A 24,306-nucleotide genomic window follows, 5' to 3' on the forward strand; every position below is an offset into this window, starting at 1 on the left:
GGGGTGATTCTCAATCGCTGTATGGGCATACAGTAGTTGAGCGCTTCGGATTTGGGGAGTGGTGTTCGTCGGCAGGACGCCGGGAGGGTAGGGTTTACGACGAGTTGCGGTGCAGCATTAATTATTGCGGAGCATGAAGCTCAAGGGGGGGTGACTAAAGCCACGTAACCCCTTGATTTTAAATGGTGCCCCGAGCCGGGGTCGAACCGGCACGTCCAAAGGACGAGGGATTTTAAGTCCCTTGCGTCTACCAATTTCGCCATCGGGGCGGTAGCGCCAAGAGCAGGGAATATATACACCCGGCCCCCATGAAGCAAGCTTGAAAGCGTCCCGAAGGGGGCAAGACGCTGCTTTTTTGTCTGTCAGAAATGCTTGGCAAATCATGAAGCTACGAAATTTCTTTGGCGCAAAGGCTGACGTGCCGTGGTCAGACGGCTCAGGCCTTGCTGTCTTTCACCACCGCATCTTTAACCACAGCCTCGACCTTGTCAGCCAGTATTCGCAGGTAGCTCGCCAGGGCGACTTCTTCCAGGCGCAGGCCTTTGCGTTGTCGGGAGCGGGGGAGTTTGGCGAGGTTGCCGAGCAGGAAGCCTTCCAGAACCGCCGGGTGGATGTAGCATTTTCGGCAGATGGCGGGGGTGTTGCCCAGTTGTTTCGAGACTGCCTTGACCATGTCGACGATGTGCCGTTTGGCGTCGGCTTCAGGCTCCCAGTGCAGTTTTTGCAGTGTTGCCAGCGCCAGCGCGCTGGCCGCCCAGGTTCGGTAGTCCTTGGCGGTGAAGTCCGAGCCGGTGAGGCTTTGCAGGTAGGCATTGATATCCGATGAGGTCACCGCGTGGCGCACGCCGTCTTCGTCCAGGTACTGGAAGAGATTTTGTCCGGGCAACTCCATGCAGCGTTTGATCACGTTGGCCAGACGTCGATCCTTGACGCTGACTTTATGCTCGACGCCGCTCTTGCCGCGGAACTCGAAGAGGATCTGGCCGCCTTTGACTTCGACGTGCTTGTTGCGCAGGGTGGTCAGGCCGTAAGAGCGGTTTTCCTTGGCGTACTGGCTGTTACCGATGCGGATCAAGGTCGCGTCCAGCAATGAGATGACCGTCGCCATGACTTTTTCCCGGCCCATGCCTGGCTGGGCGAGCTGTGCTTCGATCTGCTTGCGCACTTTGGGCAGCGCATGGCCGAACTCGATCAGCCGCGAGTATTTGTCCTGATCACGTATTTCGCGCCAGCGCGGATGGTAGCGATACTGCTTGCGCCCGCGGGCGTCGCGGCCGGTGGCCTGCAGGTGACCCAGCGGGTCGGCACAGATCCACACATCGGTGTAGGCGGGCGGGACTGCCAGAGCATTAATGCGCTTGATCTCCGACTCGTCCTTGATGCGCTGACCCTGAGTGTCGAAGTACGCGAATTTGCCGCGCAGTACCTTGCGCGTAAGGCCCGGTTGAGTGTCGTCTACGTAATGCAGTTCACTGGCGGGCTGGCTGATGGCAGTCGAGTCAGGCATGGCTAAGTTCCAAAGGCAGTTAAAAACACTGACCTCGGCCTTTTACGGTGGTGCCGTTTATTTGCTGCGTGGCGGTTTTTTTCGAAACGTCAGGCCAGCACCGCGACTGCCTTGATCTGCGCCCAGAGCGACTGGCCTCTGTGCAGGTTCAGTTGGTCGCTGGAATAGCGAGTGATGCGCGCGAGCAGCGGCGTGCCGCCAGCGTCCAGCTTGACCAGCACGTGTGCCGAATTGTCGGCCAGTGCTTCTTCTATCACCGTGACCTGCAAGCGGTTGAGGATGCTGCTCTGGTAATCGGGTTGCAGGTTGAGGCTGACGTCCCGGGCCTGAACCTTGATGCGCAGCAGGGTGCCGACCTGCATATGCGCGTGAGCGACGCGCATGCTCAGCTTGCTGTCGGGCAGGGTCACGGTGAGCAATTGGTAATGCTGATCATAGGCGCTGACCGTGCCTTCGATGACCACCCCCGCATCACTGCCCATCGCCAGCGGCAGGTCCAGCCGCGCCAGGGTTTCTTGGATCGGACCGCTGGCCAGCACGTTGCCTGCGTCGAGCAGCACCAGGTGGTCCGCCAGGCGTGCGACTTCATCCTGAGCATGGCTGACGTACAGCATGGGGATGTCCAGTTCCCGGTGCAGGCGCTCCAGGTACGGCAGGATTTCACTTTTGCGCCGGGTGTCCAGCGCCGCCAACGGCTCATCGAGCAGCATCAGCCGCGGGCTGGTCAGCAGGGCGCGGGCGATGCCCACGCGCTGGCGCTCTCCACCGGACAGCTTGTCAGGGTTGCGCTGCAGAAGGTGATCGATGCCGAGCAGTTCGCTGGCCTGCGGCAGTTGAATGCGGCGCTGCTGGCGCGGGATACGTTTCATCCCGAACTCCAGGTTGTCCCGCACCGACAGATGCGCGAACAGGCTGGCTTCCTGAAACACGTAGCCGATCGCCCGCTTGTGCGGAGCCAGGAAAATACCTTTTTCGGTGTTCTGCCAGACTTCATCGTGAACGCGGATGAAGCCCTGATCGGCTTTTTCCAGGCCGGCGATGCAGCGCAGGCAGGTGGTCTTGCCCGAGCCGGAAGGCCCGAACAGCGCGGTAATGCCCGACCCCGGGAGGCTCAGGTCGGTACGGACGGTGAAATCCGGGTAGGCCATCTGCAGGCGAACTTCTATAGGCGACGCCATGGCTTAGCTCCATCCCGTTCTGGATTTGCCGCTGGAATACAACGCCAGCAGCACCAGAAAGGAAAAGACCAGCATCGCGCCGGCCAGCCAGTGCGCTTGCAGGTACTCCATGGATTCGACGTGATCGAAAATCTGCACCGACACCACACGGGTTTTCTCCGGGATATTACCGCCGATCATCAGGACCACACCGAACTCGCCGACCGTGTGCGCGAACCCGAGGATGGCCGCAGTGATAAACCCCTGCTTGGCCAAGGGCAGAATCACGTGAAAAAAGGTGTCCCAAGGCCCCGCCCGCAAGGTGGCCGCGACCTCCAGAGGGCGGGTGCCGATCGCTGCGAACGCGTTCTGCAGCGGCTGCACGACAAAAGGCATCGAATACAGAACCGAGCCGATCACCAGCCCGGCAAAGCTGAAAGTCAGCGTACCCAGCCCCAGGCTTTGTGTGAGCTGACCCACCGCGCCGTTGGGGCCGAGCAGCAGCAACAGGTAAAAACCGATAACGGTTGGCGGCAGCACCAGGGGCAGGGCGACCACTGCGCCAATCGGCCCCTTCAGCCATGAATCAGTGCGCGCCAGCCACAGCGCGATGGGCGTGCCGATGATCAGCAGGATGACGGTGGTCAGCGACGCGAGTTTCAGCGTCAGCCAGATCGCCGCGATGTCGGCACTCCCCAGCGGCATTTACAGCTGATATCCGAAGGACTTGATGATCGCTGCGGCTTTCGGACCTTTGAGGTACTCGACCAGCGCCTTGGCAGCGGCGCTGTCCTTGCCTTTGTTGAGGATGACCGCGTCCTGCTTGATCGGGTCATGCAGGTCATCCGGTACGATCCAGGCCGAGCCGCTGGTCAGCTTGCCATCCTTGTAGACCTGCGACAGGGCCACGAAACCCAGCTCGGCATTGCCGGTGGAAACGAACTGGTAGGCCTGGGTAATGCTCTGACCTTCGACGATCTTGGCTTTAGTGGCCTCGGTCAGGCCCAGTTTGCTCAGCACTTGAGTCGCCGCGAGGCCGTACGGCGCGGTTTTGGGGTTGGCGATGGACAAGTGTTGATACTGATTGGCCTTGAGCACTTGGCCCTTGCTGTCGACATAACCATCCTTGGCCGACCACAACGCCAGTGTTCCGACCGCGTAGGTGAAGCGCGAACCCTTGACGGTGTCGCCTTCCTGCTCGAGTTTTGCCGGCGTGGTGTCGTCAGCCGAGAGGAATACCTCGAACGGCGCGCCATTCTTGATCTGCGTATAGATCTGACCGGTAGCGCCAAACGCGGTGACGAGTTTGTGGCCGGTGTCCTTCTCGAAGTCAGTGGCGATCGCCTGGATCGGCGCGGTGAAATTGGCCGCCACGGCGACTTGCACTTCGTCGGCAGACGCATGGGCTGCGGCAGAGGCGGTAAAGGCCAGCACGGAGAACTTGAGAATGGCGCGTAGCGTGGTCGTTCGCATGAAACAGCTCCTTGATGATGAAAACGCACGCCATCGGGGTAAGGGCGTTTCGCTATATAGATAAATATATAGCGTCAGCCTGTTGTTCTGAAAGCACTGTTTTATCGCGGAGACAGAATTTTCAGCGCGTTTTCAGCCAGTTGCCGCGTCAGTTCGGTGGCTCCCAGCCGATGTTTGATGCCGACTGCCTGGCCTGCCCAGAGGTTCACGAAGTCACTGCTGCCCAGTTTTTCCGCCTGCGCGCGCAGCGGCATCAAGGCACCGCCTGCCAACGGAAACGCCGGGGCGAGCGGGCTGATGGGGCCGGCTTCGCGCATGAGCCGGTTGACGATGCCTCGCGCCGGACGCCCGGTGAAGAGGTTGGTCAGCGCGGTCTGGCTGCCCGAGGAATCGTGCAGCGCCTGGCGATGCAGGGCGCTGACGCTGGCTTCCGGGCAGAACAGATATGCGGTTCCGATCTGTACCGCCGAAGCGCCCAGGACAAATGCCGCCGCTACACCGCGACCGTCCGCGATACCACCTGCGGCGATGACCGGGATGCTTGTCGCGTCAGCGATTTGCGGGACCAATGCAAAGGTGCCGACTTGGGTGTGCAGGTGATCGCTGAGGAACAGCCCCCGATGGCCGCCTGCTTCGTAGCCCATGGCAATCACCGCGTCGCAGCCGTGGTGCTCCAGCCAGATAGCTTCCTCGACCGTAGTGGCTGAAGAGATGATCTTTGCACCCGTGGCCCGGACCCGATCCAGTAACGATGGCTGCGGAAGGCCGAAATGGAAACTCACCACTTCCGGCCTCAAGCGCTCGATCAATGCGCAGCTGTCGCTGTCGAAGGGCGCGCGGTTAGAGACCGGTGTCGGCGCATCGAAATCGGCACCTAATTCCTCGTAATAGGGCTTGAGCGACTGCTTCCAGCGTTCGGCGCGCTCTGCGTCGTCGGCCGGAAGCTGATGGCAGAAGAAATTCAGGTTCAACGGGGCGTTGCCGGTCTGCTGCCTGAAAGTCGCGACTTCCTGTTCGATTTTCTCAGGGGTGAGCATGGCGCAGGGCAATGCCCCCAAGCCGCCAGCCTGAGCCACAGCAATGGCCATCTGCGATCCGCTGGCGCCCGCCATGGGAGCTTGCAACAGCGGCAGTTCGATGGCGAACAGTTCAATGATGCGGCTATCTGGCCATTGGCTCATGTGGTTCCCCTGAAGGCATTCGGCAGACGCTTATTGAGCGCGAGAATGGCGTGAATGGCAAACGCCACGTCGAGCGTCGACAAGCCGGGGGGGGGGCGCTTGGTTGACATAAAAAACGATCGGTCTACTATTCAGGCATGACTCAGCCAACTATGCCGCTACCCACTCCCTCACTCGCCAGGCCCCGGCGTCCCGGCCGGCCGCCGAAGGTTGATCGCGATAACCTCGAGACCCGCGAGGCGCTGCTGCGTCGCGGTCTGGAAGTGCTCACCGAGCAGAGCTTTTCTGCCACGGGGCTGGATTACATCCTCAAGGAAGTCGGCATTCCCAAAGGTTCGTTCTATCACTACTTCCCCAGCAAGGAGGCCTTTGGCCGGGCGGTGCTGGATGAGTACGCGCGCTATTTCGCGCAGCGGCTCGACCACTGGCTGCTGGATGAAGCGCTTTCGCCACTGGAACGACTGGTCGGCTTTGTGCAGAGCGCCAAGGGCGGTATGGCGCGACACGACTATCGACGCGGTTGCATGGTCGGCAATTTGGGCCAGGAAATCAGTCTGTTACCGGACGGATTTCGCGAGGTACTGGAACAGACGCTGCTGGACTGGCAGTCGAAACTGGCGGGTTGTCTTAGGGCTGCGCAGTCAATGGGCGAATTGGCCGCAGACGCTGATTGCGATGAGCTGGCCGCGTTTTTCTGGATCGGTTGGGAAGGCGCAGTGCTGCGTGCCCGACTGGTTAAAAGCGCTACGCCATTGAACACGTTCATTGCCGGCTACCTTCGCGGTTTGCCGCAATGATTTCTTGTCAGAGTTATTTAAAGACGATCAGTCTAAATTGGAGGCGCATATGTTCAAGGGCATCTTGATCGACAAGGATGAGGCGGGATACCACGTCAATCTGACCGACATCGACGAAGCGCGGCTGCCCTCGGGCGACGTGACGATCAACGTGTCGCACAGCACGCTCAACTATAAGGACGCGCTGGCGATCACCGGTCAGAGCCCGATCGTGCGCAGCTTCCCGATGGTGCCGGGTATTGACCTGGCCGGTACGGTCGAAGCCAGCGATACCCCTGAGTTCAAGGTCGGGGACAAGGTTCTGCTCAATGGCTGGGGCGTCGGCGAAGGGCATTGGGGCGGCCTGGCGCAAAAGGCCCGACTCAAGAGCGAGTGGCTCATTCCTCTGCCACAGGCCTTCACGCCGGCGCAGGCGATGGCCATCGGCACGGCGGGCTACACCGCGATGCTCAGTGTCCTGACATTGGAAAATCACGGTTTGACGCCTGAACATGGCGATGTGCTGGTTACCGGCGCCAATGGTGGGGTCGGCAGCTTTGCCATCGCCATCCTGGCCAGACTCGGCTATCGGGTCATTGCATCCACCGGGCGGGCCTCGGAAAGCGACTACCTGCAGCAACTCGGCGCGGCACAGATCATTGATCGGCAAACCCTCTCGCAGCCTGGGCGACCGCTGGCCAAGGAGCAATGGGCGGCGGCAGTCGACTCTGTAGGCAGCCATACATTGGCCAACGTGTGCGCCGGTATTCGTTATCGCGGCATGGTGGCGGCCTGTGGTCTGGCGCAGGGCATGGAGTTTCCGGGGTCGGTTGCGCCGTTCATTCTGCGCGGCGTCACGCTGGCGGGTATCGACAGCGTGACCCGCCCGCGCGCGGATCGGCTGGAAGCCTGGTCGAGGCTGGCGAGCGACCTGGACATGTCATTGTTGCCGCTGATCAGCCGTGAAGTCGGCTTGAGCGAGGTGATCGACCTCGCGCCGCAATTGATCGGAGGTCATGTTCGTGGGCGGATCGTGGTGGATACTGCACGCTGAGTGAATCACAGCGCGTTCGCACTGGCACACTCGAGTTCGACCAGTGCGCGATGCACTTGCGTCGTGCCGAGCCCGGTTTCGCATAATTGCAACGGCGTGCGACCGCCGAGTGAGGTGTTGCGGGCAACCAGCCATTGGCCGGCACGCTCGGGCGTTGCAAACACCTGCAGGGAGTGGCTGGCAATCATCGCCACACGGTCCAGGCGTTCGGAGGCCACCAGGTCCAGTGACTGCTGCTGGCGCTGACGCCGTTCGAGGGTTGAAATCGATGCGTTAAACAGCGCTTCCATTTGCCGGGGGCCAAGGGCCAGCGCTTCCCGTACTGCACGGATCCAGCGCGGCGCAAAGCCCGCCTGAATGTTCGTCAGGCGTTCGGCTTCGCTGCGCTGACTGAGCTGGTGGGTCAGCAACCAGAAACTGGCCGCCGCTTCACGACGGCCAGTTGTTTTGCTGGCGGAGGAAGGAATCAAGGTGCGTGCCGGCCTTCGATGGCGGAAAGGACGGCCAAGGCTATCCCAGGCGACGCGTCGTTCAAGCAGCAGGATGTTACCGGGCGTTGCCTGACGGTAAAGGTGGTGCGCTGCAGCGCAGGTGTCGCACCAGAGCCCTCGTGCTAAAGTCGGTCGCCTGAATACGAATGAAAAGCGCCGTGGCTGTTGGCACGCGCTTGCACCAGAAAAGGCGTCGCTTTCTATGCCGCACGACCCTCACACCGATAAGGACGCACGCGTCGTCAGCCAGCCTTCGCTGCCCGACGTCAACAAGCCGCTGCGCCTCTACCTCGACCGCCTGGCACCTTCAAGCCGCCTGACCATGACCTACGTTCTGCAGGATGCAGCAGACCGGCTGGGCATGGCTGACGTCGATATTCATGATATTCCCTGGCATACCCTGCAACCTGGCCACGTTACCGCGCTGGTCGCAACGCTGCGTCAGGATGACTACGCGCCCAATACCACCTCGCTGTATGTGAACGCCATTCGCGGCGTGATGAACGAAGCCTGGCGACACGACCTGATCAGCCACGATCAACTGCTGAAAATCCGCTCTATCAAACCGGTCAGCGGCACGCGGCTGGTCAAGGGCCGCAACATCCGTCGCACGCTGATTCGTGAGCTGATGGAAGCCTGTGCTGCCGACCCCAGGCCGCAAGGGCGTCGCGATGCCGCGATCATTGCCATTCTGTATGGCTCGGGGATGCGCAAGTCCGAGTCGGTCAACCTCGACCTTTCCCAGATCGATTTCGCCGAGCGCAGCCTGCGGGTGCTGGGCAAAGGCAACAAGCAACTGATCAAGTACGCCCCCGAATGGGCCTTCAAGGCGCTGACCGACTGGCTGGAGTTGCGCCGCTCATGCCTCCAGCCGGGGCAGGGCGACGACCCGTTCCTGTTCAACCGGATCCGCCGTGGCAGCCATATCACCCGCGACAGAATCACCAAGCATGCGATTTACTTCATCGCCAAGCAGCGCGGGCGCCAGGTGGGCGTGAACATCATGCCCCACGACTTTCGACGTTCGTTCATCACCCGGGTGATCGAAGAGTTCGATCTGTCGATTGCCCAGAAGCTCGCGCATCACACGCACATCTCGACCACCGCCAGTTATGACATGCGCAGTGACAACGAGCGGCGCAATGTTGTGGACCGGTTTGATCTTTGAGCAAAAAAAAAGCCACCTCGCGTAAACGGGGTGGCTTAAAAGATCTAACCAAAGGAGTGATGAAGCAGAGCAGAGATTCACCGGCATCGCGATGCGGATTCGCGGGGCCGGGAGAAATGTTCGTTCATCGCCGGCAACGTTAACACCGCCGTCCCCGATTCAGTTATCAGCGTTATCGATAACCGTCATTGTCAAAAAAAATAAGACGGCGGGCCTGCCTGCGGATCGCCATCCAAAAACTGGATAGTTCAACCCTGAGCTATCCGGAAATCGGATAGCCAACAATTGGCAACAATTCCATGCTTTGCCGCACTTGAAACGTACGGGACTGAGCATGGAAAAGTTCGAAATACACCGTAAAACCCGATTCGACTCGTTGGTACATGAGTACGGTCTGGATGGCAGCCGCCTGCTGCCGTGGGAAGGCTACCCGATGCCGTTCGCTGGCGGCTGGTGCGTGGTCCGTCCGGGCACCTGCAGCGAAGCACACACCCAGATCGATCAGGAAATCTTCATTGCCATCAAGGGCAGTGCGCGTTTGGTTGTCGGTGACCGGCAGATGGATTTCACCGTTGGTGATATCGCCGCCATTCCGAAACACACCAACCATTACGTCATCAACGATTCCGCCGAGGACTTCCACTTCTATGTGGTCTGGTGGGACATGAACTACGTCAACGCGTTCGTGGCGCAGCACAGCGAGACCACGGGGTGCATCGATGAGTAAGTTCATTGTCACCATCACGCCACCTACCCCCAACGGCGATTTGCACATAGGCCATATCGCCGGGCCGTTTCTGGCCGCTGATGTGTTTACCCGCGTGCAGCGCCAGCGTGGCCACGAGTGTGTGCTGGTGTCCTACTCCGACGACTACCAGTCCTACATGCTGCGCAAAGGACTGGAGCAGGGCGTCGACCCGGTGGAGCTGGCCAGGCGCAATTCCGACCGCATCGAGGCCTCGCTGGCGGCCATCAACATACAGCCCGACAACTGGATGCGCCCGCACGACAACCCGTGGTTCGCCGAAGCGGTGGGTGAGGTGTTCGGTGCGTTGCGTGATGCTGACGCGATCGAATGTCGGGATTCAAGCGAGCCGTATTGCCCTGATTGCGATGTCTGGGGTTACGAGGCGTTTGCCCGGGGCAACTGCAATTATTGTGGTGCCGAGTCCGATGCCAGTCAGTGCGAGAACTGCGCCCAGGCCCCTGATGCCGAGCTGATGACGGACTTGCGCTGCAAGCTTTGCAGTCAGCCCTCGCAATGGAAAAACGTCCATCGCGCGTTTCTGAAACTGGCCGGGTTCAAGCCGCAGTTGCGTGACCGCCTGCTGGGCCAGTCATGGCGCAAGCCGCTCGACAGCTGGTTGCGCGACAGCCTGGAGCACCTGCATGACTGGGGCGTCACACGCCCGGGCGACGGCGGGCTCGACCTGCAGGCCGACGGCTCGTGCCGGGTGCATACCTGGTTCATGGGTCTGGCGGGCTATATGGCGGCATTTCGGGAGTATGCCGACCGCGTCGGGCGTCCGGAGCTGTTTCGTCAGTACTGGCAGTCAGGGCAGGGCACGCTGGTGCATTTTCTCGGCTTTGACTGTGTGTTCAGCCACGCCATCGTCTATCCGGCGCAACTGACGGCGCTGCGCGACATCAAGGTCCGCCAGCGCTTCATGCCCAATCAGTTTCTCAAGCTGGATGGCCTGAACCTGTCAACCAGCCGCAACCATGCGATCTGGGTCGGCGACCTGGCCCGTGAAGCCTGCGCCGACAGTGCGCGCCTGTATCTGGCGAGTATCGCGCCGGAGGAAAGCGAGGGTGATTTCCGCCTGGCGCAGTTTCTGGCATGGCGGGCAGAGGTGTTCGGCGAGTTTTTTCCGGCCTTGCTGGAGGCCGGCAGCAACCGCGACGACCACTGGTGGAGCGGCCTCTGCGGGGCAGACGCCAGTTTGCTGGAAGCGTTGCGCGTGCAGTGGAGCAAAGCCTCGGAGCCTGCGCAGTTTTCGATGAAACGCATGGCCCATGTGCTGCTGGACGTGATCGCCATTACTCGCGCGCGTCTGGCCGAAGGTCGCCCGATCAGCCATCTGGCAGCTTTCATCGCGGTGCTTGGCAAGGCGCTGATTCCGGACATGTCAGCGCAGATCATCAGCGCGTACGGACTGCCTGAAGCCCGCGTCCACGCGACGCTGATGAACGGCCCGGCCGCTGAATACTCCATCTGAACGGATTCACGACAATGCTCATCGATTATGAGATAGCGGTCATTGGCGCCGGGATCACCGGCGCCAGTATCGCGGCGAAGCTGTGCAGCGCCGGTGTGTCGGTCGCGTTGATCGACAAGGGCGCAGCCGGCAGCCTGGGCGCAAGCGGCTATTCCGGCGGCCTGGTTCGCCTGTATGACAGCGATCCGCTGCTGATGGAGCTGGCGGCCTATTCCATCAGCCTGATGGACGACGGCGTTTTTGCGAGCACTTACGCCAGTGCGTTGCGGCGTACCGGGGTGATTTACCGGGCGGCTACGGACCAGCTGGATAACCTGCACCGCGCCATCGACCAGTACGGCAGCGAACGCTACCCGATGCGCCTGCTGTCAGGTCACGAGCTCGATGGCCGGCGCTACCCGCATTGCCCGACGCTGGAACGGGTCAACCTGTTCGAGCCGCGCGCCTGCGTCGGCAATGTGCGCCAGGCCGTTGCTGCGCTGTGTCAGTCGGTACGCCAGCAGGGCTTGCTGCTCGAGCATCGCGAGATCAAGTCCATTGACTGCCGGGCACCCGACCTTGTGCACATCGACCTGGGCAGCGCCACGCTGCGTTGCCGGGCCGTGGTGGTCGCGGCCGGTGCCTGGAGCCAGCACCTGGTGCCGCACCCGGGGCTGGAAGCACGCTCGATTCCTCTTGCCCGGGTGCTGACCGAAGGCGACTGGTCAATGCCGGTGATTGATGCGGTTACCCAGAGCTACGGCATACCGCTGACTCGGCATATCGTGCAGACCGGCTGTGGCGCGCGTGACAGCGGCCTGTGGCCTGAGCACCTTGCGCAGCCCGATGCACGGCATAGCGAAGACGCCTGCAAGCGCGTCGCCCAGTTGTGCGCCTCGGCCGGCAAGCCGCATGTGCTCGATGTGTTGCCCGGTTTCGACAGTTACAGCGCCGACGGTCGGCCGATGCTGGGGTTCTGTGCCGAGCGCAGCCCGGTGTATCTGGCCGCAGGCATGTCCGGGCTGGGCTTCAAGTTCGCGCCCGGCGTGGCGCATATTGCTGTCGAGCAACTGCGCAGGCATCTGGCTGGAAAGGATCGCGCTTGCTCTGGCTGGGCGGCATTGTCGCCAGGCAGGTCGATGCCGGGCTTTTCAGCACAAGACCTCGCGCTGGCGAGCGTGCAGTCATGATGCCCTCGGTCGACTCGCGCCTGCCGGGCTTGCGGGTCGGGGTCAGCGCTCTGTTCGACCCCGACGACACGCCGCATGCACGGACCTTCATGAGGGCACTGGCGGTAGCGCGCAATTGCATGCCGGGGCTTGAACGGGTGCAGTGGCACTTTCTCGACGACGCTGCCGATGCCGTTCGCGGGGCCGATGTAGCCCGGCAAATGATCGACTGGAAGGCCGACCTGGTCATCGGTCATTTCTCTTCGGATGCAGCCGTCGCTGCCGCGCCGTTGTATCGACACGCCGGTATTGCCCTGCTAGCCCCCGCTGCGACGATTGATTGCCTGACTCTGGAGCACCGTAATGTCTTTCGTTTCTGCCCCTCGGACCGGCAATTGGCGGCGGATCTGGTCAGCTGGCTGGCGACTCGTCAGTGGCCGCGCGTGCATGTCCAGGCCGACGACAGTGCTCACGGTCGAGCCTTGTGCGTTGCTATCAGCGCGTCGCTGGCTAGTGCCGGGTTGCAACGTGTCGACGAGCTCGATCAGGCCGATGTCGAGGTGTTTGCCGGACGCCTCAAACCCAGTCGCGAGCATTGGCAAGCGCGGCGACAAGCCGGCAGTACCCGACCGCTGGTGCTGACCGACGACGCTGCCTCGCCGTATCTGGGGCGCGCCGCAGCGCACGACGGCAACACCTTCGTGATCGGCTTCGGAGCCCCCGACAGCGCCGGACATCGCTGTCAGGCCCAGGCACTGCACCGCTCACTGTTCGCTGCCGAGCCACAGACCTACTTTCGCGAAAGCCTATTGATGCTTTACGTGCTGGCCGAGGTGGCCCGCAGCGGTCTTCGCGCCGGGCGACTGCCGGATGCGTTTCGGCACAGCACCTTCAACACACCGCTGGGCACGGTCAGCTTCGATCAGGGCGAGCTGCGCAGCGCGACGACCTGCCTCTGGACGCCAGGCCCCACCGGGCTGAGCCGTGTCACCCGATAGCCCCCAAAACACCGCTTTACACCAACTCTAAGGACAGGAACTTCATGGGTAACTCGACACCACACACTTTACATTCGGACGCCGTCTGTATCGGCTTCGGTCCGGCCGGTATCGCGCTGGCCTGCGCGTTTGCCGATGCGCGGGAGGCCAATGACCCACTGGGCGCGATGTCCGTTCGCTATCTGGAAGCTGCGCAGGACAGCCAATGGCATCGCGAACTGCTGCTGGCCGGAACGGACATCAATCATCACGTATTTCGCGATCTGGTGACCCCGCGCAACCCGCGCAGCCGCTTCTCATTCGCCATGTACCTCAAGGAACACGGGCGAATGTTCGATTTCGGCCTGCTGGGCCGCCCGGCCAGTCGTCATGAATGGTCGGATTATCTGGCTTGGGTCGCCGCGCAGGTGGACAGCCAGACCTGCTTCAACACGCTGGTCACCGGAATTGACCCGGTGTTGCGTCACGGACGCCTGCATGAGCTACGCGTATGCACGCCGGATACCTGCTTCACGACGCGCAATGTCGTGCTGTCCAGCGGCAGCGCGCCGCGTATTCCCCACGCGTTCGAGTCGCTGATCGGCCCGACGCTGTTTCATACGTCGCAGTTTTTGAGCCGTCTGCAAGCCTTGGGCGAGCAGTTGCCCAAGCGCTGGCTGGTGCTCGGTTCGGGGCAGAGCGCCAGTGAGTCGGTGCTGGAGCTGGTCAGCCGCGACGCCGGCATCGAGGTGCATTCAGTGCATCGCTCGGCCGGTTTCAAACTCACTCAGTTGGGTCAGTTCCCCAACCGGGTATTCGCCCCGGATCACGTCGATTATTTCCATAGCCTGGACCCGGCCGCGCGGCAGCGTTTTCTCGACTGGAGCCGCTCGACCAATTACGCAGGGATCGATCCGGACGAAAGCCAGAAGCTGTTTTCGCTGATCTACGAAGACTCCATCGCTGGTCGCAAGCGCCTGCAGACCTACGCCTACAGCGTGATCAGCGCCATCGAGCCCGTCGCCGAGGGCTACCGGGTCGAGCTGACCGACACCTTTAGCCAGCGCACCCAAGTGCTGGAGGTCGACGCCGTGGTACTCGGCACCGGGTATCAGCAGTACCTGATACCGCCGTTGTTGAGTGGTTTGCAGCCATGGCTGCGGGCCGATGTCGACGGGGGGCTGCTCATCGATCGGGATTATCAGGTCGCCACCCAAGGCGAGTGCGACGTGAATATCTGGGTCAACGGTCTTTCCGAACGCAGCCACGGAATCAGTGACAGTCAGTCGTTTTCACTGATGGCACTGCGCGCCGAGCGTATCGCCACGGCCCTTCAGCAGGCCGTAGCACCGGCCGCCGAACCCTTGCTGGCACAGTGGAAGTGAAGCCCATGTACAACTCTCTTTGCGAAATCGTTCACGATCAGGCCTTCCTCAAGGTGACTGGCCTGGGGGCCGATTTTTTCCTGAAAATGGAATCGCTCAACCCGGCAGGCTCGATCAAGCTCAAGACTGCTGTGGGGTTGATCAATGACCTTCAGGCTCGGGGGCTGCTGGGCCCGGACACGATTCTGATCGAGTCCTCGTCGGGCAATCTCGGGGTGGCGCTGGCGATGATCTGCGCTGAGCGGGGCATCCCGTTTACTTGCGTGGTCGACCCCAACAGCTCCAGCCACAACATCCGCATGATGCGCAGCTACGGCGCCGAGGTCATCCAGGTCGAAATCCCGGACGCCAACGGCGGGTTCCTTGGGACGCGCATCGAGCTGATCCGCCAAAAAGTGGCCAGCGACCCGCGCTATGTCTGGCTCAATCAATACGAGAATGCAGCGAACCCGCGCGCCCATGCGCGAACCACGGCGCGTTCGATCAGCCAGCATTTCGGCCATGTCGATTATGTGTTCGTCGGTGCCGGGACCACTGGCACCTTGATGGGCTGCATTCAGCATTTTCAGCGCCATCATCCGACCACCCGAATCATTGCTGTGGACAGCGTCGGCTCGGTGACCTTCGACACCCCGGCCAGCCGGCGCTTCATTCCCGGACTGGGCACCAGCCAGCGCCCACCAATCTTCAACGCCGACGGCATTCATGCGCTGGAAATGGTCCCGGAATCACGCACCGTCGCCATGTGCCGCATCCTCGCGCGCAGCAAGGGATTGCTGGTCGGCGGGTCGACCGCAACGGTGATCGCTGCGGTGCATGCCTGGCGCGAGCGCATCGAGCCCGGTTCAGTGGTCGTGGCGTTATCGCCGGACTGGGGCGAGCGCTACCTGGACACGCTGTACGATGACCAATGGGTCGAGCAGCGGTTTGGCCGCGAAGTGCTGAGCATGACCTTGGCGGATCTTTCCTCATCAGAGGCTGCAACATCTCCGGGAAGCGTGAAAACGCCTTCGCGAGCAAGCTCGCTCCCACAGAATAGGTGTGTAAATGTCGTGCGCGCGCACGCAACGCCTTGTGGGACCGAGCTTGCTCGCGAAAACGGCGGTTCAGTCGCAGCGCCTTCGGGTGCAAGCGCGCTTGCGCAGGAGCAGAGTTCAACCTTCTGGCTGGCCGCCGAGCGGCTGAAGAAGGCGGCGTTCCATGTGGTCGATGGTGAGGTGGTTGCGCGCCTACTGGCGGCAGACCCGCTGGCCTGTATCGATGATGTGCAGGCGGCTTATCTGGATCATGAGGCTGGCCGCACGATCAACCCCGACAGTTACTTTCTGCGCTTTGCGCAGGCGCCGGCCAATCGCATCATTGCCTTGCCCGCCAGCCTGTCGGGCGAGCAGCCGGTCAGTGGCATCAAATGGATTTCCAGCTTTCCGGGCAATATCGACACGGGCCTGCAGCGCGCCTCGGCGGTGCTGATCCTCAACGATCCGCTGACCGGCTATGCCTTTGCCTGCCTGGAGGCCTCGCGCATCAGTGCCATGCGCACGGCAGCCTCGGCGGTGCTCGCTGCGCGCTGGATGAACCGCCAGCAGCGTCATGTCGGGCGAATGTCGTTCATCGGTGCCGGTTTCATTGCCCGCACCATCCTCGACATGTTCGTCAGCGATGGCTGGGCGATGGACGCGGTCAGTGTCTTCGATCAGCAACAGGATTCGGCGCTGGCGCTGGTCGGGCATGCTGCCAGTCACCATGGACTGTACAGCGAGCCAAGCGACCTGGCGACGTGCTTGCAAGCCGATGTGGTGGTGTTCGCCACTACTGCGCCGAGCCCCTATGTACTGGAGCCGGTGTTTCAAGCGGGGCAACTGGTGCTGAACATCTCGTTGCGCGATCTGGGGCCGGAGGTCATTGCCCAGGCCAACAACATCCTCGATGACGTCGAACACTGCCTCAAGGCTCAGACCTCGCCTGACCTCGCCGTGCAGCAGTATCAGCATCGCTCGTTCATTACCGGGACGCTGGCACAGCTGATGACCGGGCAAGTGGAGCTGAGCCCGGACAAGGCTTCGATCTTTTCGCCGTTCGGGCTCGGCGTGCTGGACCTCGCCGTGGGACAGCGGGTGTATCGCCAGGCGGTGGCCGAGGGTAGCGCTTTGCCGGTGCCGCAGTTCTTCTTTGAATCGGCGCGCTGGTGATGGCCATGCACACGCATACCGTCGCCATTATTGGCATGGGCTCACGCGGGTTGAGCATTCTGGAGCAGTTGATCGGCATGAGTCGTCACGCCGTGCAGCAACCGCTGCGTATCGAGGTGTTCGATCCGCAGTCGCCGGGCAGCGGGTTGCACCTTGCGCAGCAGCCGGATTACCTGATGCTCAACACCATGGCCGGTCAGTTGTCGGCGTTTTCCTCGGCATTTCCGGCGTGTGAACCGCCAGGCCCGACCTTTTTGCAATGGTGCAGCCGTGAGGATGTACGCCTGGATGCGCGCGGCCATGTCAGCCTGGATGGGCAGGGCAGAGCGGTCGCATTTGGCGATTTCGTGCCGCGAGCATTGCTCGGGCGCTATTTGCAGGACAGTTACCGTTTCCTGCTGCAACGCTGCCCGGCGCATGTGCAGGTGCGTCACCACGCCGAGCAGGTGCTGAGCTGCCAGCCAAGGTCGCAAACGCCGGGTTTCCGGCTGCGCACCGGCAGTCTGGCAATGGACGTAGACGGCGTGTTCCTCACCAGCGGACATGCGCCTGATCCCCACGTGCAGCAGGACGTCGGCGAGTGCGTGGTCATCGAAGGCCTTGGGCTGACGGCCATGGACACGCTGGCGCATCTGACTCAGGGGCGTGGTGGGCGCTACGTGCGTGATGGCGGCTTCGCCGGCTGGCGTTACCTGCCGTCCGGACGCGAGCCCAGGGTGTTGATGTATTCGCGTAGCGGATTGCCGTTTCATGCCAGGCCGCAATGGCATGCCTGCCGTCACGCACCGTTGCCAAGGCTGTTTTTCACGGCCGACGCCCTAGCGCGTCTGCGCGAGCAGAAGGAAGGCGGGCGGCTCGACTTTCGCACCGATGTACTGCCCCTGATCAAGGATGAGATGCGTGCCGTGTTTTATCAGGCCAGGGTCCGGATGGAGGCGCCTGGGCGGTTGGACTCTGTCCAGCGCCTGCTGCGCGAGTCAATCTCCAGACCGGCAGTGTTTGCCCGTCTGGCAGAACAATGGGGTGCATTCGATCCTGAGTACTGGATGATCACCCAGCCTTGGTCTGGCGCCGAAGGCTCGTATGGGCCGTGGTTCGTCGACTGGATCAAACGTGACCTGGCCCTGAGTCGGCTGGGCACCGCGCACAGCCCGATCTGTCAGGCGCTGGAGGTCTGGCGCGATTATCGCGACCTGTTGCGTCTGGTCGCCGATCGCAACGGCCTGACCGAGTCTTCGACGCTGGAGTTCTACGGCACTTGGGCAGGACTGAGCAACCGTCTGGTCGGCGGGCCGCAGAAGGAACGCCATGAAGACCTGCTGGCGCTGATCGAGGCCGGGGTCGTGACGGTCTTGCCGCCGATGAGTGACGTGCAGGAGCCGCACAACCGCCTGCCTGCCCGTGTCGCCCACAGCGGTGTGTCGGGCAGTCGTCATGGGTTGATCAACGATCTGCGCAAGCGCGGGCTGATTCGTGCCGCCCATGCCTGGCCTGCCGATGGCATCGACACCGACGCCGTGGGCCGCGCAATCGGTCGCGACGGTGAGGTGCAGCAGCGGCTCTGGGTTCTCGGGCCCGCCGTGGAAGGCTGCACGTTCTACAACCACTACGTACCGACACCTGATCCGACCTGTCGCGCGCTGATCGAGGCGCGCCGGGCGGTCGAGTCATGCCTGGATACGCTGACAAACACAACTTCAAGTGGCATCACATTTCAGTTGAGAAAAGCCACTCAAGCTATTAATTAAAAAGGAATTATTGCTATGTACGAAATCACTTTGCTGACCGCTCTCGCTGGCGCGTTCATCGTGCTGATCATCAGCCCCGGTCCGAACTTTCTGGTCATCACCCAACTTTCGTTCAGCCAGTCGCGGCAGCAGGGTATCTGTGCCGGGCTGGGCGTTGCCTCGGGCAGCATTCTCTGGGCCTTGCTGGCCGCCACCGGGTTGGGGCTGATGTTTCAGCAGTTGCCATGGCTGCAACCGACGCTGCAATTGCTCGGCGGTGCCTACCTGACCTGGCTCGGCAGCAAAAGCCTGCGCAGTGCCGGCAGCCAGCCCAAACCCAGGGACATCGCTGCGCTGGGCATTGGCAGTCTGAGCCGCGCCTATCGGTTCGGCCTGCTGACCAACCTGACCAATCCCAAGGCGCTGGCGTTCTACACCAGCGTGTTCACCACCGTGACCACGCCAGGCATGCCGATGTGGGTGCGCACTGCAGGTGTGTCGATCATCGCGGTACTGGCGATTTCCTGGTTCGTGCTGCTCGCCACGCTGTTTTCGATACCTGCGGTACAGGCGCGTTATCAGCGCATGAAAAAGGCCATCGACATCGTCACCGGCCTGTTCATGATCGCTTTCGGTCTGCGCCTGCTGATCGGTTTGCTGCCGGCTGGCTTCATTCACTGAAACATCTGTAAAGGAATACCTGCATGCATCGCAACGACTGGCACTACCCGACTTCCATCCGCGCAGGCGCAGGACGCGTCAATGAACTGGCCGACGCCTGCAGGGTGACCGGCATACAGCGTCCGCTGCTGATCACCGACAGCTTTCTCGGCAGCACCGACATGATCGCCAGCGCCGTAGAGGACTGCCGCAGCCAATTGGGTCACTGCGGCCTGTTTGACCGGGTCAAGGGCAACCCGACCGGCACCAATGTCGCCGAGGGGCTGCACGCTTACAGAACCGGTGGCTACGATGGTGTGATTGCGTTTGGCGGCGGCTCGGCGCTGGACGCTGCCAAGGCAGTCGCACTGATGTCGGGCCAGACCCGCCCGTTATGGGATTTCGAAGACATCAACGACAACCATCTGCGCGCCGATCCGGATGGCATTGCGCCGGTGATTGCGCTGCCGACGACGGCCGGGACCGGCTCTGAAGTCGGGCGTGCGTCGGTGATTACCGATGAACAGGCGCAGGTCAAACGCACCATCCTGCACATTCGCATGATGCCGCGCATCGCGATTCTGGATGCCACGCTGACACTCGACCTGCCCAGGCACTTGACCGCCGCCACTGGGGCCGATGCCTTGACCCACTGCATGGAATCCTGGTGTTCGCCGGCCTGGCACCCGATGGCCGAGGCGGTTTCGGTCAAGGGCATGCAGATGATCAAAGCGTTTTTACCGCGCGTTGTTGCCGATGGGCAGGATCTGGAGGCGCGACAGCAGATGCTGGTGGCCTCCAGCCTTGGCGCGGCCGCGTTTCAGCGTGGTCTGGGCGGCGTACACGCAATCGCGCAGAGCCTGGGGGCGCTCTACGATCAGCATCATGGCTTGCTCAACGCGATCCTGCTGCCCTATGTGCTGGAGGCCAATAGATCGGTGCTGCAGACGCAAATGGACGATCTGGCGGTTTACCTGCGGTTGCCGTCGCCCGGGTTTTCCGGGGTTATGGACTGGCTGCTGACGCTGCGCGAGCAGATTGGCATTGCGCATACGCTGAGCGAGATCGGCATCGATGATCGCGAAGCCGAGCGGGTCGGGCGGATGGCCTTCGCCGATGGCTGCTCGCACACCAACCCGATTCGCCATTCGGCGCAGGTCTACGCGCAGATTTTCAGCCGTGCAGTGAGGGGCGAGTGAACCATGGCTGCCCTGAACGAGGCGGGCATACAGCGTCTCGACCAGGTCTGGCGGAGTTTCGTCGAGCAGGGCCGGATCGTCGGCGGCGTGCTGTTGCTGGCTCGCCAGGGCCGCCTGGCATACGCCAGTGCACGCGGTTGGGCCGATCGCGAGCAGCGGATCCCGGTCACCCGCCGCACGCGTTTTCGCCTGGCCTCATTGACCAAGCTGTTGACCTCGGTCGCGGTGTTGCGGCTCTGTGAACGGGGTGTGCTGGATTTGCACGCTTCGGTAACGCACTGGATGCCAGCTTTTCGACCGCGTCTGGCCAATGGCCGCGAGCCACTCATCACGCTGCAGCACCTGCTGTCACACACGTCCGGTTTGAGCTATGGCTTTGAGCAGGCGCCCGATAATGCCTATCAGCGGGCCGGGGTGTCGGACGGGCTGGACCGGGTAGCGTTCGACCTGCAGGAAAACCTGACGCGTTTGGCGCGTGTGCCCTTGCTGTTCGAGCCCGGCAGCACCTGGGGGTACTCGCTGGCCACGGATGTATTGGGTGCAGTGGTCGAACAGGCCACTGGCCTGAAGTTGTCAGAAGCCATCGATAAATGGGTCACCGCGCCTCTGCGCATGCATGCGACCTCATTCAGGCACCTGCCGGAGCGGCCGGTGGCCAGTGCCTACAAGGACGGTGTCAGCGGCCCGCAGCGTATCGGCGATGACGATGGTGTGTTGCTCGACAGCGGTCAGGCGCGGCTGTCCGCAGCTCGCGCCTTTGACACCGATGCGTATCAGTCGGGCGGGGCGGGAATGCTGGGCACGGCTGATGACTATCTTCGATTGCTCGAATGCCTGCGTCTCGGCGGCGCGCCGGTATTGAGTGAGGCCAGTACCGCGCGTTTGCTGGGCAATGCGATTGGCCAGACGAGCATCGCCAGCCGCGGGCCCGGCTGGAGGTTCGGGCTGGGGCCGATGATCCTCGCCGATCCAGTGCTCGCCGGGCAGCGGCAGGGCGCGGGAACCTGGTCATGGTGCGGGCTGTATGGCAGCCATTACTGGGTCGATCCGCGTGCTGCGCTGAGCATGGTGGTCCTGACCAACACGGCGGTTGCCGGCGCATGGGGCGAATTTGCCGACGCAATCGTCGATGCGCTTTACCCCAGGCTGGGGGTCAGGCCCGGGCAAATTGCTTGCGGTAACTGCTCGGGCTGATGCCTACCAGATTGCGGAAGTGCCGGCGAAACGACTCTTCGGAGCCGAAGCCGGCGCGGTCCACCACTTCGTTCAGGCGTAATTTCGACGATTCCAGCAGTTCCTTGGCGTAGGCAATGCGCTCACCGAGCAGCCAGTCGTAAGGCGTCAGCCCGGTGCTTTCCATGAAGCTGCGGTGCAAGGTGCGGGTACTGAGCGCCGCGCGTGAGGCCATCTCCTTGATGGTATGCGGGCGCTGCAAGTCGCTGCGAATCCAGTCCATGAGGTTGGAAATCGGCCCGTCGCTGGCCGATACCAGTTGCCGGGATGCGTATTGCGATTGACCGCCTTCGCGATGCGGCGGGATGACCATGCGCTGCGCGACCATGTTGGCGACGCGCGAGCCGTGATCGTTGCGCACCAGGTGCAGCATCATGTCCAGCCCTGCGGCCGAGCCTGCTGCGGTCACGATGCTGCCCTGATCCACATACAGTTCGTTGGGCTGAATGGTCAGGCCCGGGTACATGGTGGCCAGCAGGTCGGTATAGCGCCAGTGGGTCGTTACCTTGTGCCCGTCGAGCAGACCTGCCGCCGCCAGAACGAAGGCCCCGGTACAGATCGAGCAAATTCGCGCGCCGCGTGCGTGAGCCGCCTGGAGCTGTTCGATGAGCCGTTGCGGGACCTCGGATTCCACCCCGCGCCAGCCCGGCACGATGATCGTGTCGGCGTTTTCCAGCAGCACCTCGCCGGGTGTCGGCACGATGGTGATGCCCCCGGCAGCGGTGATCGGGCCGTCGTCGACCGGGAAGGTCGCAAACTCGTACCAGCTGACGCCCAACTCTGGTCTTTTCAGCGCAAAGACTTCAACCGTGCAGCCAAATTCGAAGGTGCACAGCTGGTTGTAGATGAGTGCGACAACGAGATGATTTTTCATGGCGCGATGTTACCGGATATTGGCATTTCAGCCAGTAGTTTGGCGTGATGCTACTGAGTAATCTGCTCTGTGTCACCGCTGAAACCCGCTTAACCCTCAATATGATGCAAGTGGTCTGCCATGCAGGCCCTGGAGCCAACTCGTGCCACTCAATATCGGTATCTACGTTTATGACGACGTCGAGGTTCTCGACTTCGCTGGCCCCTATGAAGTATTCACCACCGCAACCCGCATGCACGCCCGCAATAGCCGTGATGACCGGCAGTTGTTCAACGTGTTCACCATCGGCCGCAGCACGGCGCCGGTGCGTGCCCGCGCCGGGCTCAAGGTCGATCCGGATTTCTCGATCAACGACCATCCGCCCGTCGACTGCCTGATCGTCCCGGGTGGCGTGGTGACCGCCGAACTGGAAAAACCCGACGTGATCCACTGGATCAGTGATCAATCGGAGCCTGGCCGCGTGGTCGCTGCCGTGTGCACCGGCGCCTTCCTGCTGGCCAGGACCGGCAAGCTGGCCGGCAAGCAGGTGACCACGCACTGGGAAGACATCGACGACCTCAAGGAAATGTTCCCGTCGGTGGACGTGCTCAGCACGCTGCGCTGGGTCGATGAAGGCTCGTTCGTGACCTCGGCAGGCATTTCTGCCGGCATCGACATGAGCCTGCACCTGGTCGAGCGCCTGCACAGCCGTGAACTGGCCGAACGCACCGCGCTGCAGATGGATTTCGACTGGACCGAGAACGACTGAGTCATCCAGTCGCGCTGCGGATACCCCTGAAGAGGCTATGTGCGCGAAATGTGCATAGCCAGCGCTTCAACGCTATAGCCAGCGTCCGCCTTACCCCCGCTTGAGACACTCATTCGAACGACCGATAACCCGGCCAACTCGGTGTTTCGGCGGGGGTTTCCTGTATTCCCGAGCCTTTGGCTCAGCGGCAGGACCGCACCCACCTTTGCAAAACCAGAGTGCAGGACACATGAAAACCCACTTCTTCAAAGTCGTTCAAACCGTTGCACAGCACGGTTCGTTCTCCGAGGCCGCCGCCATTCTGGGCTGCAGCCAGTCGAACATCAGCTATGCGATCAAGGAGGTCGAAGATTTTTTCGAAAAACGCCTGTTCATTCGCAGCCGCACGGGTTGCACGCTCACCCCTGAAGGCAAGGTCATCAACCAGACCCTGGGAAATATCATGGCCACGCTCGAACAACTAAAAAAAATGGGGTCAGTGGCAGCGTCACCATTCATTACCACTCGCACATCCGCGAAACCGGCCTGAGCGCCTCGCTGGACTTTCTCGCCCATCATTACCCCGATATCCACCTGAATGTGCTGCACCGCAGCGAACAGAATCCGTCGCTGGACGCATTGATAAAGGGCGTGGCCGATATTCTCATCCTGCCGGGTACTGTGCTGGACGAGCATTACCTCGAACACCATTGCTGGTCGGACCACTACCTACTGGTGGCGGCGCGAAGCAAGCAGGGCAAAGCGCAATGTTTCGCCGAGCTTGCGCAGGTGTCGCGCTATGTTGCCTGGCGGCATCCGGGCGTGGAACGCCTGCACCAGCAACTGGCATCGGCACAGGTACGGCTCAGCCATCGCGGCGAACTCAGTTGCCTGGACACGCTGCTGGACCTGGTTGGCAAACGCCATTGCATCTCGATTGTGCCCAGCGCGCTGTTGAGCGGGCGGCTTCGCGAGCTGGAATCGATCCCGTTGCCGCTGACCGTGAGGCGTCAGATCAGCGTCGTGGCGCGGCCTGCTTCATTGCTGTCCAACGCCGCCAATGCCGTGGTTCAGGCACTGAAAAAACCACCGGCCTCTAACACTCGGCCTGATTGACCGAGGTGTCACAAAACACTGTCACAGTGCCCTCAACGAACGTTT

General features: G+C 62.0%; 23 protein-coding genes and 1 tRNA gene. 16 read left to right on the forward strand and 8 right to left on the reverse strand.

Annotated elements, in window-relative coordinates; genetic code table 11:
• Window positions 1-183: 183 nt before the first annotated feature.
• The 6 genes from JOE34_RS17740 to JOE34_RS17765 form a co-directional block, all read right to left on the reverse strand.
• Window positions 184-269 (reverse strand) — tRNA-Leu (locus JOE34_RS17740).
• 167 nt (window positions 270-436) lie between these two features.
• Window positions 437-1,507 (reverse strand): DNA topoisomerase IB, encoded by a 1,071-nt coding sequence (locus JOE34_RS17745; protein ID WP_004417583.1) that lies wholly within the window; start codon window positions 1,505-1,507, stop codon window positions 437-439.
• Window positions 1,508-1,596: 89 nt separating this feature from the next.
• Window positions 1,597-2,685, reverse strand: a complete 1,089-nt coding sequence (gene modC / locus JOE34_RS17750) for a molybdenum ABC transporter ATP-binding protein (RefSeq protein ID WP_209996255.1) — start codon at window positions 2,683-2,685, stop codon at window positions 1,597-1,599.
• 3 nt (window positions 2,686-2,688) lie between these two features.
• A complete protein-coding gene (gene modB / locus JOE34_RS17755) occupies window positions 2,689-3,369 on the reverse strand; it encodes a molybdate ABC transporter permease subunit (RefSeq protein WP_004417587.1) in 681 nt (226 codons plus the stop codon).
• A complete protein-coding gene (gene modA / locus JOE34_RS17760) occupies window positions 3,370-4,137 on the reverse strand; it encodes a molybdate ABC transporter substrate-binding protein (protein ID WP_003394074.1) in 768 nt (255 codons plus the stop codon).
• Between the two features lie 101 nt (window positions 4,138-4,238).
• The gene (locus JOE34_RS17765) at window positions 4,239-5,318 is read right to left on the reverse strand and encodes a nitronate monooxygenase (RefSeq protein ID WP_029572701.1); all 1,080 of its coding nucleotides are present in this window, start codon (window positions 5,316-5,318) and stop codon (window positions 4,239-4,241) included.
• A 152-nt stretch (window positions 5,319-5,470) separates the two neighbouring features.
• Between JOE34_RS17765 and JOE34_RS17770 the strand changes: the two genes are divergently transcribed.
• Window positions 5,471-6,115 carry a TetR/AcrR family transcriptional regulator gene (locus JOE34_RS17770; RefSeq protein ID WP_027902975.1) on the forward strand — a complete coding sequence of 215 codons (645 nt, stop codon included), beginning with the start codon at window positions 5,471-5,473 and terminating at the stop codon, window positions 6,113-6,115.
• A gap of 49 nt (window positions 6,116-6,164) precedes the next feature.
• Window positions 6,165-7,148, forward strand: a complete 984-nt coding sequence (locus tag JOE34_RS17775) for an MDR family oxidoreductase (protein ID WP_016568259.1) — start codon at window positions 6,165-6,167, stop codon at window positions 7,146-7,148.
• A 5-nt stretch (window positions 7,149-7,153) separates the two neighbouring features.
• Here the strand turns inward: JOE34_RS17775 and JOE34_RS17780 are convergent, their stop codons facing one another.
• Window positions 7,154-7,618 (reverse strand): antitoxin Xre/MbcA/ParS toxin-binding domain-containing protein, encoded by a 465-nt coding sequence (locus JOE34_RS17780; RefSeq protein WP_003314832.1) that lies wholly within the window; start codon window positions 7,616-7,618, stop codon window positions 7,154-7,156.
• 223 nt (window positions 7,619-7,841) lie between these two features.
• Between JOE34_RS17780 and JOE34_RS17785 the strand changes: the two genes are divergently transcribed.
• From JOE34_RS17785 to JOE34_RS17835, 11 genes are all read left to right on the forward strand, one after another.
• Complete coding sequence (locus JOE34_RS17785) at window positions 7,842-8,807, forward strand: tyrosine-type recombinase/integrase (protein ID WP_065087758.1); 966 nt, start codon at window positions 7,842-7,844, stop codon at window positions 8,805-8,807.
• A 334-nt stretch (window positions 8,808-9,141) separates the two neighbouring features.
• Entirely contained in the window at window positions 9,142-9,534 is a 393-nt protein-coding gene (locus tag JOE34_RS17790; protein WP_122242862.1) for a cupin domain-containing protein, read from the forward strand.
• Window positions 9,527-11,026 (forward strand): methionine--tRNA ligase, encoded by a 1,500-nt coding sequence (locus JOE34_RS17795; RefSeq protein ID WP_024663624.1) that lies wholly within the window; start codon window positions 9,527-9,529, stop codon window positions 11,024-11,026. Before JOE34_RS17790 ends, JOE34_RS17795 begins: the two co-directional genes overlap by 8 nt.
• 14 nt (window positions 11,027-11,040) lie before the next feature.
• On the forward strand, window positions 11,041-12,195 hold the full coding sequence (locus JOE34_RS17800) for an FAD-dependent oxidoreductase (protein ID WP_116866775.1): 1,155 nt from the start codon (window positions 11,041-11,043) through the stop codon (window positions 12,193-12,195).
• Window positions 12,192-13,172 (forward strand): ABC transporter substrate-binding protein, encoded by a 981-nt coding sequence (locus JOE34_RS17805; RefSeq protein WP_029573047.1) that lies wholly within the window; start codon window positions 12,192-12,194, stop codon window positions 13,170-13,172. The genes JOE34_RS17800 and JOE34_RS17805 overlap by 4 nt, the downstream gene beginning before the upstream one ends.
• Window positions 13,173-13,216: 44 nt before the next feature.
• On the forward strand, window positions 13,217-14,536 hold the full coding sequence (locus JOE34_RS17810) for a SidA/IucD/PvdA family monooxygenase (RefSeq protein ID WP_029573048.1): 1,320 nt from the start codon (window positions 13,217-13,219) through the stop codon (window positions 14,534-14,536).
• Window positions 14,537-14,541: 5 nt separating this feature from the next.
• Entirely contained in the window at window positions 14,542-16,725 is a 2,184-nt protein-coding gene (sbnB, locus tag JOE34_RS17815) for a 2,3-diaminopropionate biosynthesis protein SbnB (RefSeq protein ID WP_080392805.1), read from the forward strand.
• Entirely contained in the window at window positions 16,725-18,473 is a 1,749-nt protein-coding gene (locus JOE34_RS17820) for an FAD/NAD(P)-binding domain-containing protein (protein ID WP_003394098.1), read from the forward strand. Before sbnB ends, JOE34_RS17820 begins: the two co-directional genes overlap by 1 nt.
• Window positions 18,474-18,488: 15 nt before the next feature.
• Window positions 18,489-19,133 (forward strand): LysE family transporter, encoded by a 645-nt coding sequence (locus tag JOE34_RS17825; protein ID WP_003394100.1) that lies wholly within the window; start codon window positions 18,489-18,491, stop codon window positions 19,131-19,133.
• Window positions 19,134-19,156: 23 nt separating this feature from the next.
• Complete coding sequence (locus JOE34_RS17830; RefSeq protein ID WP_198701742.1) at window positions 19,157-20,311, forward strand: iron-containing alcohol dehydrogenase; 1,155 nt, start codon at window positions 19,157-19,159, stop codon at window positions 20,309-20,311.
• A gap of 3 nt (window positions 20,312-20,314) precedes the next feature.
• Window positions 20,315-21,505 (forward strand): serine hydrolase domain-containing protein, encoded by a 1,191-nt coding sequence (locus JOE34_RS17835; protein WP_209996257.1) that lies wholly within the window; start codon window positions 20,315-20,317, stop codon window positions 21,503-21,505.
• Here the strand turns inward: JOE34_RS17835 and ftrA are convergent.
• A complete protein-coding gene (gene ftrA, locus JOE34_RS17840; RefSeq protein ID WP_003314848.1) occupies window positions 21,465-22,418 on the reverse strand; it encodes a transcriptional regulator FtrA in 954 nt (317 codons plus the stop codon). The genes JOE34_RS17835 and ftrA overlap by 41 nt on opposite strands.
• A 142-nt stretch (window positions 22,419-22,560) precedes the next feature.
• On the opposite strand from ftrA, the gene JOE34_RS17845 reads away from it, so the two are divergent.
• The 3 genes from JOE34_RS17845 (at window position 22,561) to JOE34_RS17855 (ending at window position 24,261) form a co-directional block, all read left to right on the forward strand.
• Window positions 22,561-23,166: a DJ-1/PfpI family protein gene (locus JOE34_RS17845; RefSeq protein ID WP_003314850.1), complete on the forward strand. Its 606-nt coding sequence runs from the start codon at window positions 22,561-22,563 to the stop codon at window positions 23,164-23,166.
• A gap of 229 nt (window positions 23,167-23,395) precedes the next feature.
• Window positions 23,396-23,695, forward strand: coding sequence for a LysR family transcriptional regulator (locus JOE34_RS17850; protein WP_003314851.1), 300 nt, complete (start codon window positions 23,396-23,398; stop codon window positions 23,693-23,695).
• Entirely contained in the window at window positions 23,692-24,261 is a 570-nt protein-coding gene (locus tag JOE34_RS17855) for a LysR substrate-binding domain-containing protein (protein WP_229621122.1), read from the forward strand. Before JOE34_RS17850 ends, JOE34_RS17855 begins: the two co-directional genes overlap by 4 nt.
• Window positions 24,262-24,306: the final 45 nt, after the last annotated feature.

Source organism: Pseudomonas sp. PvP028 (assembly GCF_017832255.1).
In the GTDB taxonomy this organism is placed as follows: domain Bacteria; phylum Pseudomonadota; class Gammaproteobacteria; order Pseudomonadales; family Pseudomonadaceae; genus Aquipseudomonas; species Aquipseudomonas syringae.